Raw genomic sequence first — 8,815 nt, 5'->3', positions numbered from 1 at the left:
CGGTCGAGGAACAAGAAAGCATGCGCCGTATCGTGACATCAGACGACATTGCCCGGGGGCTCGACGCGCTTTGCGTGATCGACCCGCGCCTGGAAAAGGTGCGCGGCATGGCCGGCGAGGTGCCGCTGCGGCTGTCCGAGCCGGGGTTTCGAAGCCTGGCGTCGATCGTCGTCTCGCAGCAAGTGTCCCGCGCCAGTGCCGATGCCATCTTCGGCCGGCTGACCAAGCTCGTCGATCCGCTGACGCCGCAGGCGATCCTGGCCGCCGGCGAGGACATGTTTCGCGAAGCCGGCCTGTCGCGGCCCAAACAGCGCGGCCTGATCGCTGTTGCCCAGGCCGTGGTCGACGGCCTCGACCTTCATCACCTCTGTTCGCTCGATGCCGAGGAGGCGATCACGACGATGACGGCGGTGTCCGGCATCGGTCCGTGGACAGCGGAAGTGTATCTCTTATTCGCCGCCGGGCATCCCGACATCTTCCCCGCGCGCGACGTCGCGCTGCAGAGCGCGGTCGGCCACGCGCTCGGCATCGAGCCGCGTCCGCCGGAGAAAACCCTGATCGCATTGGCCGAATCATGGAGCCCGTGGCGAGGTGTCGCATCACGGCTTTTCTGGTCCTATTATCGCGAAACCAGAGGGCGGGACGCCGCGCCGCCGGCCTGAATCCGCAAAAAATCATAAAAATCATGCATTTTTGGCGCTTAGGCGACGCGACAATCCGCTTCACATCCCTGTCATGTCGGGCTTACAGTATCCGCGCCGTTCGGGTCTAGAACCAAGGAGGTGAACACGTGACGGTTGCCGTATCTCCGGATGGGCTTCCAGCACTGGTGCTGAATGCGGATTACCGTCCGCTCAGCTATTACCCCTTGTCGCTCTGGTCGTGGCAGGATGCCATCAAGGCGGTGTTCCTCGACCGGGTGAACATCGTCGCCGAATACGAGCACGCCGTCTCCTCGCCGACCTTCTCGATGAAGCTGCCGAGCGTGGTCAGCCTGAAGGCCTATGTGAAGCCCTCCAGGCACCCGGCCTTCACCCGCTTCAACGTCTTCCTGCGCGATCGCTTCCAGTGCCAGTATTGCGGCACGCCTGAGGATCTGACCTTCGATCACGTCATCCCCCGCCATCGCGGCGGCGCGACGACATGGGAGAATGTCGTTGCCGCCTGCTCGCCCTGCAATTTGAGGAAGGGCGGCATGATGCCCGCGCATGCCAAGATGTGGCCGCTGCAGAAGCCTTTCCAGCCGACGGTGCACGATCTGCACAACAATGGCCGCCTGTTCCCGCCCAACCATCTGCATGAGAGCTGGATGGATTATCTGTACTGGGATGTCGAACTCGAACCCTGAGATCGTTCGAGAATTCGGGAGGCTGGCCGTCTGGAGCAATTGTCTGCGCTTCCGCCTACCAGACCATGATATCCGACACTCCCCGGTATCGGACCAGTTCGGTCGTGCTCACTTATCAGCGGCTTCGCGCTTAAGGACCGGCTTCCCCCACTCCGTCGCTGCTTCGCAGCGCCACCTCTCCCCCCTCCGGAGGGAGAGGAAGGGAGCCTCTCTCGGAGGAGCGCTGGCTACAACAGGTTCGCGCCCCTTCCTCTACCCCGTCGATCGGGGGAGAGGTGGCTCGGCGACGCCGAGACGGAGTGGGGGTCGACCTGGCTCGGACGTCGAAGCCGCGCCACCCGAGTCAGCCCGACGAATTTTTGCGCGAACCCTGCGTCGCGCTGCTCAATCAGTCGCGGGTGAGGGCGCCGCGGAAGGCGACGGCGGCGAGGATCAGGCTGGCGATGGCGTTCCAGCCGGCCAGGGACAGGCCAAGGATGCGCAAGGCGGCTTTGTCGCAGGACGGCGGCACGAATTTGTCGAGCGCGTCGAGCACGCCCTTGCCGCCGGTGTCGACCGGCCCGGCGCCTGCGGTACAATCGGTCGGGCCGGCCCACCACTGCCATTCGACGCCGGAGTGGTAGACGCCGAGATAGAGGCCGTAGAGCATCAGGATGCCGCCGACGGCCAGCAGGCCGCGCGTCAGCCAACTGGGTGCGTGCAGCATCGACGCAATCACCGCCAGCACCATCAGCGGCACGCCGACATAGTAGGGCGTGCGCTGTTCGAGGCAGAGGTGGCAGGGGATATAGCCGCCGAGATACTGGAAGCCGAGCGCCGAGCCAACGGTGGCGGCCATGGCGACGGCGAGGAACAAGGCGGTCAGCGTGCGCTGGCGTCCGGTGTCGGCATTCATGGTCGCTGTCATTTCAATCAGTCCGTCCGGCTCGCAATGGTTCTGTTCAGAACGCGTATTTGACCAGGATATAGAGCAAAATCAGGGCAGCCGCGCCGGCGCCGGCGATGAGGCCGAGGCGCTTTTCGATGAATTCGCGGATCGGTTCGCCATAATGGCGCAGCAGCCAGGCGAGCAGCAGGAAACGGCCACCGCGGGCTACGATCGCCAGCACCACGAACAACAGCAAATTGACGCCGATGACGCCGGACAGGATCGTCACCACCTTGATCGGCGGCAGGTGGGCAGCGCCCGACGTGATCAGCATCAGGACGATGAAGCCGATGCCTGCCCCTGCGCGCAGCGCTTCGAACTCGTCGTACTTGCCGTAGAATTCGAGGATCGGCCTCGCCACCGCGTCATAGGCGTAGTGGCCGATGAACCAGCCGGCGATGCCGCCCAGCACCGAGGCGACGGTGGCGATCAGCGCATAGCGGTAGGCGCGATCCGGCCGCGACAGCGCCATCGGCAGATAGAGCACGTCGGCCGGCACCAGGAACACCGAGCTTTCGACGAAGGCGATGAAGGCCAGCCACCATTCGGCGGATTTGCGGGCCGCCAGCGACAAGGTCCAGTCGTAAAGTCCGCGAAGCATCGGCACTCCTAATGCGTGTCGTTCCATTGCGCAGGCAGGTTGGGGTTAACGGCATGCACGCAACAAAGACCCAGAGCACGCCATCCGTCCCCGCAGACGTGCCGCGCTTTGATGCGCCGCCTGTCTAGAAAGATTTTCCGCGCTGCACAATGGCAGCCCCCTCACGAAATCGAAAGGCGCAGTTTGGTCGCATCTTGAGGGCGCCGGAGAATTGGCCAGTTGACGAACAGCCCTCCAACCGTATAGTCCCGCGCCATCCAGGCCGCCCGGCCTGAGCCCCTATGGCGGAATTGGTAGACGCGCTCGACTCAAAATCGAGTTCCGCAAGGAGTGCTGGTTCGATTCCGGCTAGGGGCACCATCCTTCACTCTTCGAGCTTCGGGTGGGACAATTTAGCCTGTGTTTGTTTTGGGATCCGCTTGTGCGCGGCAGCGCCGGCGTTGCGTTCCCGGTTGGCCTTTTGGTGTATCGTGGTCTGCTGTTTCCCATGCTAACGCTTGCCGGCCCTTGTTCGCCTGCAAGTGCCCCTTCAGGCTGATCGGCGCTTTTCGCTCAACAAAACTCGCAGATGCGGTAACGCCGCATGCGCCACCGCCTTGGGTGGTTGCGTGAACATGCAAGGCGGTTCCGCAGCGCCTAGAAGGCAGGTCTTTTGCCAATCCAATGTAATGGACCAACAACCGCCGCAGACACGCGGGGCAATATTGATATTGTTCGGGTAGGCGTAATAGCCGATCGGCGTTGGACCGAAAACGACACAACACGGCGTCCCTACACAGCTTGCGATATGAACAAGCCCTCCCTCCATGTCGAAATGCATGGACGAGTTCGCAAGAACGGAGGTGATTTGCGGCTGTGTTGTCTTGGAAGAAAGGTTGTAGTCGGCCGAACTGAGGGTGCCTCCTACCACGCCGACTTGGACAACCGGAAGATCCGGCAACTGCGCCTTCACCTCTTTCACGACATCATCCAAGAACGGATAATCTCGCGTAGCTCGAGGGCGACCCGACTCCTCGCTGAAGGAATTATGGACGGTAATGTAGGGTTTATGGTCCAGTCCCAAGCTTTGAACCAAGGACGCATCCTCAGGTAACGGATATTGATGGCCGCCAAAGGGCACACCGCTGACATGGTTCAGAAAGGTGTCTCGCCTCACGTTCTGAAATTGGGCTACAAGTGCTGGATGGAAGTCCAAATGAGGATGCGCATCGATCGCATGCGAAAACATCTTCCGATAGGGTGCGATGCTTTGCAGCATTGCTGAAAGCGCCGGCCACCGTTCGGCAGCGGCAGAACTCATGTGCACAAGATCTACGGTGTGTGTGAGCTGCAGGACAAGAAGATATCGATGCGTGACCCACGTAAATACGCGTTTCGGAGCTTCAATGAAAGTTACATCCGGGAGAGGCTCGTAGAGCCAGCCCATTCCGCCCGTTACGGAATAGACGTCGATCTTTGCGCGGCCAAAGTGGCTCAGCAGATCGCGAATAAACCGGACGGCCACGATATGGTCGCCCATGCCGCCTGTTACACGAATGGCAATGCTGTCTCGTCGTTCTACGTTGATCGCTAGATGAAGTGCTAACGCCGCATTCTTGAAGCCGTTGCGCGTCCTGCGTGAGAAGCGCGTAAGGCCTCGATCTTGCCTACTCATGGCGATTCCTAAGCTTTGACGTTGAACATTCTTCCAGACGGTATCTACGCCGCCGCCGCTCCAGATGCTATCCAAGGGCATGGAGCGCTCGGCGATGCAATGATCGAGCCGGGACTGATGGCGAGGAGACCTGCGGCAGCCATTTCATTTTTCATGGCTCGGAATCCTCGCTCTGGCAGGGATCAAGACGCTTGCTGAGGGCATCCACAGACAGGACAACCGTTGGAATGCACTCGACGTTTCGACGGCCTCGAGTTCGGTGTGCCAGAAGGGCGGCGGCGTCATGCCGATCACCAACACGTCCGTCGGCTCGGCGTGGCCACCTGCGTACCGATATGCCTCAGCAGGCGGTCAAGACGCTTTGCGCGTCCCGCCGGTGGGGCCGCCGTCATTGGCCGCGCCGATCTCGCCAGCCGCCAGCAATTCGTCGAATGTCCGTTCGAGATCGGCATTGTCATCGGCTGCCGGTCCGCTGGGGGGATCCTGGCGTGTCAGCGTTTCCAGCCTTTGATGAAGCTGGCGGTTTTCATCGCGGCAACGGGCATGCGCGAGTTCGTCGGTCATGCCGCGCAAGCGGAGATCGGCGAGTTGGACCTTCACCGCGCCATAGTCTCGGCGCGCCGCGTCGCGCTCCTGGCGCAACGTCGCGATCTCGGCTTCCGAGGTTTGGCCCCGATACTCGGCCACGTCCTCGGCGCGCTGCCCGACCCTCGGCGTTGCGCGGACCACGCTTTGATCGGCGGCGCTGCGCTGGAGCGAGCGCAACCTCTTTTCAAGTTCGACGGCCCGCTCCTGCGCGGCGGCGGCGCAATCGCCGAGAACGCCGCGCTGATGCTCGAGCGTGGACAGCCGCACCTGCAGGTCCTGCTGCACCAGCATCTGCGCAGACAGTTTGCCGGTCAGTCTTTCGTTGTGGAGCTGGTAATCCGCGACCTTGGAACGAAGCAGCATGGCGGCCTGTTGCAAGCTGGCGAGCCGCGATGCAACGTCCTCACGCGCCTGCTCTGCGGCTTGCCTGGCGATGATCTCGTCGCGAAATTGCCCCGACACGCGCGCCAGGTTCCGGCCCAGACGCTCGACCTCGACATTCGCTTCGAGGAACCGCGTTGCGCGCTGGCCGGCATGCCTGTCCGCTTGCGCAATGGTCTGCCGTGCCCTGTTGAGTTGGACTTCCAGGTCGGCAATGGTCTTGCTCGCGATCGATAGCTCGCGCGATTTTCGCCCAAGCTCTTTCGAGGTGCGATCCTGCAAGCGCTGCAGCTTCGCCACCTCTTCCTGCAATTCCCATTTGTCGGTATCGGGAGCGTCGGCATCGTGCGTTTGCGCATCAAGCCTGCCCACATCGTGGTCAACCAACGACCACGCCGAGTCGTCACCGGCACGTGGATCCAGCCTGTCGTTGGACAAGGGCGAGGAGCCGCGCATGGCGCGGGCCTGGCTCGAGCCCGTCCGGGCCGAAGTCGAGCCGAGGGAGGCGGCCAGCGTGTCTGACTGGGCCAATCCGGTCACGGGCTCCTCTTCGAAGAGAGGCAAAGCTTGATACGTTGCGGCTCGAATGCTTCGAATCAGTTCGTCGAAGTCTTCGTCGGCCCTTCGGACAACGGCGCTATCCTCCGCACTGATGTGCCGGGCGCCGTTGGCCTCATGATTCAGCGACATTTCTCTCTCATCGCTACCGAATCACTAGATTATCGTGAATTAAGAACAAGAATGCGAGTAGGTTTTATCGGCTTTCACTGGAAATTTCTGCGAGAAATCTCGTTTTTTTATAAGCAGAGATCAATATTCGCGTTTGCCTGCTGGCAACCGAAGTAAACTCCCGGTCACCCACCCGTCAAATATTGCAGCGAAGATGTGCCATTCTCCAGAACCGCACCCTGCCTTTTCTCAGCGCCGCCCCAACAGGCTCTTCATGCGGTTGCGCAGCAGGCGGGCCATGTTGCGGGTCTCGCGGTAGAGGTGCAGTTGCGAGGCGGCCTGGCGGGTGAGGCGGTCGGCATCCGGCGCCAGGCCGATCACCAGCGTGCCCATCGGCTTGCGCTCCGCCCATAGCCGGCTCATCACCGGATGGTCGGGCACCGCGCAGGAATCGGTCATCATGATGTTGGGATCGTCGAGATGCTGCCTGGTCACCTCGATCATCAGCAGCGTGCCGGGCGAATAGCTGGCCAGCGTCTCGTCATAGGCCGTCTTCCAGGTATAGGCGATGCCGGCTTCGACGAAGACGATCAGGCAGGCGATGGTGCGGCCGTCGAGCGTCAGCGAATGGATGCGGCACATGTCCTGTTCGGCCAGCCGGTGCACGGCTTCGCGGGCGAAGGCGGCGCGGAAGCGGTCGATCGCCATGGCGGTGCGTTCGCGGCCTTTCCAGCCGGCCGCTTCCAGCGACAGGAAGCCTTCGATGGCATGGCGGATGTCTTCGGGGCCGCGCGCCACGACATGCTCAAGCTTGCCAAGGTCGCCAAGGCGCCGCTTCAGGCGGCGGAACTCGCGATAATGGTGCGCGCGCAGCGAGGCCTTCAGATAATCATCTCCATCGAGCTCGCTCTCCAGCGCCGGGCGCTGGATCTGGCCGGTGGTGACCAGCGTCAGGCCGCGCGCCTCGGCCACGGTGGCAAGCAGGCTCGCCACCGGGCCATCGAGCCGGACATCGGCCAGGACGAAGACTTTCGGCAGCTTGAGGTGCGGGCGCGACAGCATCGAGAAGAAGTCTTCGACGACGCCGACCGGATCGTCGCGGTCGACCAGCGGCGTGCCGAGCGGACCGAACGGGCTCGACCATGTGCGCATGACCGGCACGCCGAGCGGCACCACCGGCCGTTCCACCGAGAACGGCACCAGAAGGCGCAGCCGGTTGCGGTATTCGTCGCCGTCGCGGATGACCGCCAGCCGCACCTCGCGGTCCTCCAGCCGCGGCATGGCGGGCGCCAGGAAACGCGGGTTGAAGAACACGTTGGGCTCGACCGTGCGGGCGCAGAGATAATCCAGCTCCTCGACCAGGTCGAAGCCGGCCGATGCCGGATAGATGGCGAGCTTGCGCTCGGGCCGGTTGTTGGCGAGGATTTCAATGTGAGCGGGGTCGGCGTCGCGGGTCAGTCCGGCAAGGCCAGACACCATCGCGCCGGCAGTGCCGCCGCTGGTTTCCTCAAGCAACGGGATGGCAGCCATCACGCGGCTCCTTTCGGGGCTAAGAAGATGAGCATGGCGATGCCGAGCTTGCGCCACACCGTGAAGGAGAGCGCGCCGGCTTCGAAGATCATGGCAAAGGCGGTGGCCATTGCCGCGCCCCACAGGCCGAACATCGGGATGAGCACCACATTGAGGGCGATGTTGAAGGCCAGCGTCATGGCATAGACGGCAGCACAGATGTTCTGGTTGCCGCTCATCGTCAGCAGGCTTTCGCAGGGGCCGACGGCGGCCCGCGCCACGACGCCGAAGACAAGCAGGAACAGCAACGGATAGCCTGATGTGAATTCAGGGCCGAACAGCACCAGCATCGGCTCGCCGAGCGCCAGCACCAGCAGTGCCATCAAGAGCGATGGCCAGAACGTCCACGACACCGTCTCGCGGGCGAAGGCGGCAAGCCTTTGCGGGTCGCCATGGGTGAACTGCGCATAGCGCTGGGCAACGCCGGCCTTGACGGCGAAGTAGACGAAATGCACCAGCGCCAGCGTCTTCACGGTGGCGAAATAAACGGCGACGTCGTTGGGATCCATATAGGCGCCGACCATCAGCACATCGGCATTGGTGAGCAGGAAGAAGAAGCTCTCGACCAGGAAGATCGGCAGCGAGACGACGAACCATTGCGCGAAATGGACCTTTATCGGCCCCGCCGGGATCTGCCGTTCCATGCGCTGGGTGACACCGACGAGTTGTCCCAGCGTGGTGGCGTAGGTGGCGGCGATCGAGGCGAAGATGGCGGTCCTGGCATCGGGTGCGTAGCCCACGAACAGCATCAGCGCCATGAACAGCAGGATCAGCACGGGCCGCACCAGATAGGTCGGCGACAGGGCAAACAGCGCCCAGCTGTTGGCGCGTGCCAGGCCCGACAAAAGGTCGGACATGGCGATCATCGGCAGGCAGATGACGCCGAGGATGAACGGGATCACATAGTAGTTCTCGATCCAGGGTGCCGCCAGCCAGACGCCGAGCGCGCCGAGCCCGGCAATCAGCGTGGAGGCGATCAGCACGAACAGACGGCTGGCTAGCACGATGCCGCGCAGTTCGTCCATCAAGCCGCGCTCGCGATATTCGGGAATGTAGCGGATGACCGAGGTGTGGAAG

General features: G+C 62.7%; 8 protein-coding genes and 1 tRNA gene. 3 read left to right on the top strand and 6 right to left on the bottom strand.

The features are described 5' to 3' along the window. Positions 1-20: 20 nt before the first annotated feature. Positions 21-662, top strand: a complete 642-nt coding sequence (locus EN984_RS12705; RefSeq protein WP_127268792.1) for a DNA-3-methyladenine glycosylase — start codon at positions 21-23, stop codon at positions 660-662. Positions 663-790: 128 nt separating this feature from the next. Next, positions 791-1,348: an HNH endonuclease gene (locus EN984_RS12700; RefSeq protein WP_006328497.1), complete on the top strand. Its 558-nt coding sequence runs from the start codon at positions 791-793 to the stop codon at positions 1,346-1,348. 388 nt (positions 1,349-1,736) lie between these two features. Here the strand turns inward: EN984_RS12700 and EN984_RS12695 are convergent, their stop codons facing one another. Beyond that, positions 1,737-2,255 carry a disulfide bond formation protein B gene (locus EN984_RS12695; protein WP_127268791.1) on the bottom strand — a complete coding sequence of 173 codons (519 nt, stop codon included), beginning with the start codon at positions 2,253-2,255 and terminating at the stop codon, positions 1,737-1,739. A 34-nt stretch (positions 2,256-2,289) separates the two neighbouring features. After that, positions 2,290-2,877 carry a YqaA family protein gene (locus tag EN984_RS12690; protein WP_127268790.1) on the bottom strand — a complete coding sequence of 196 codons (588 nt, stop codon included), beginning with the start codon at positions 2,875-2,877 and terminating at the stop codon, positions 2,290-2,292. A 275-nt stretch (positions 2,878-3,152) separates the two neighbouring features. Here EN984_RS12690 and EN984_RS12685 point away from each other — a divergent pair. Further along, positions 3,153-3,237: transfer RNA gene (locus EN984_RS12685), tRNA-Leu, on the top strand. 169 nt (positions 3,238-3,406) lie between these two features. Here the strand turns inward: EN984_RS12685 and EN984_RS12680 are convergent. From EN984_RS12680 to EN984_RS12665, 4 genes are all read right to left on the bottom strand, one after another. After that, entirely contained in the window at positions 3,407-4,612 is a 1,206-nt protein-coding gene (locus EN984_RS12680) for a hypothetical protein (RefSeq protein WP_127268789.1), read from the bottom strand. 270 nt (positions 4,613-4,882) lie between these two features. Continuing rightward, complete coding sequence (locus tag EN984_RS12675; protein WP_127272363.1) at positions 4,883-6,190, bottom strand: hypothetical protein; 1,308 nt, start codon at positions 6,188-6,190, stop codon at positions 4,883-4,885. A 228-nt stretch (positions 6,191-6,418) separates the two neighbouring features. Further along, positions 6,419-7,699 (bottom strand): GNAT family N-acetyltransferase, encoded by a 1,281-nt coding sequence (locus EN984_RS12670; RefSeq protein ID WP_127272362.1) that lies wholly within the window; start codon positions 7,697-7,699, stop codon positions 6,419-6,421. Next, positions 7,699-8,815, bottom strand: a 1,117-nt coding sequence (locus tag EN984_RS12665; protein ID WP_164765455.1) for a lipopolysaccharide biosynthesis protein, incomplete at its 5' end; no start/stop codon positions are given. The genes EN984_RS12670 and EN984_RS12665, both read right to left, overlap by 1 nt.

Origin of the sequence: Mesorhizobium sp. M7A.F.Ca.CA.004.12.1.1, from assembly GCF_003997835.1 — a bacterium.
Lineage (GTDB): Bacteria > Pseudomonadota > Alphaproteobacteria > Rhizobiales > Rhizobiaceae > Mesorhizobium.
Note: the sequence above shows the minus strand (reverse complement) of the source record. Positions and strands in the feature narration are given on the sequence as shown.

Excerpts from the sequence above, each read along its gene's own strand:
- EN984_RS12680 (WP_127268789.1), bottom strand. The coding sequence starts at position 4,612 with ATGCCCTTGGATAGCATCTGGAGCGGCGGCGGCGTAGATACCGTCTGG.
- EN984_RS12695 (WP_127268791.1), bottom strand. The coding sequence starts at position 2,255 with ATGACAGCGACCATGAATGCCGACACCGGACGCCAGCGCACGCTGACC.
- EN984_RS12705 (WP_127268792.1), top strand. The coding sequence starts at position 21 with ATGCGCCGTATCGTGACATCAGACGACATTGCCCGGGGGCTCGACGCG.
- EN984_RS12690 (WP_127268790.1), bottom strand. The coding sequence starts at position 2,877 with ATGCTTCGCGGACTTTACGACTGGACCTTGTCGCTGGCGGCCCGCAAA.
- EN984_RS12675 (WP_127272363.1), bottom strand. The coding sequence starts at position 6,190 with ATGTCGCTGAATCATGAGGCCAACGGCGCCCGGCACATCAGTGCGGAG.
- EN984_RS12670 (WP_127272362.1), bottom strand. The coding sequence starts at position 7,699 with ATGGCTGCCATCCCGTTGCTTGAGGAAACCAGCGGCGGCACTGCCGGC.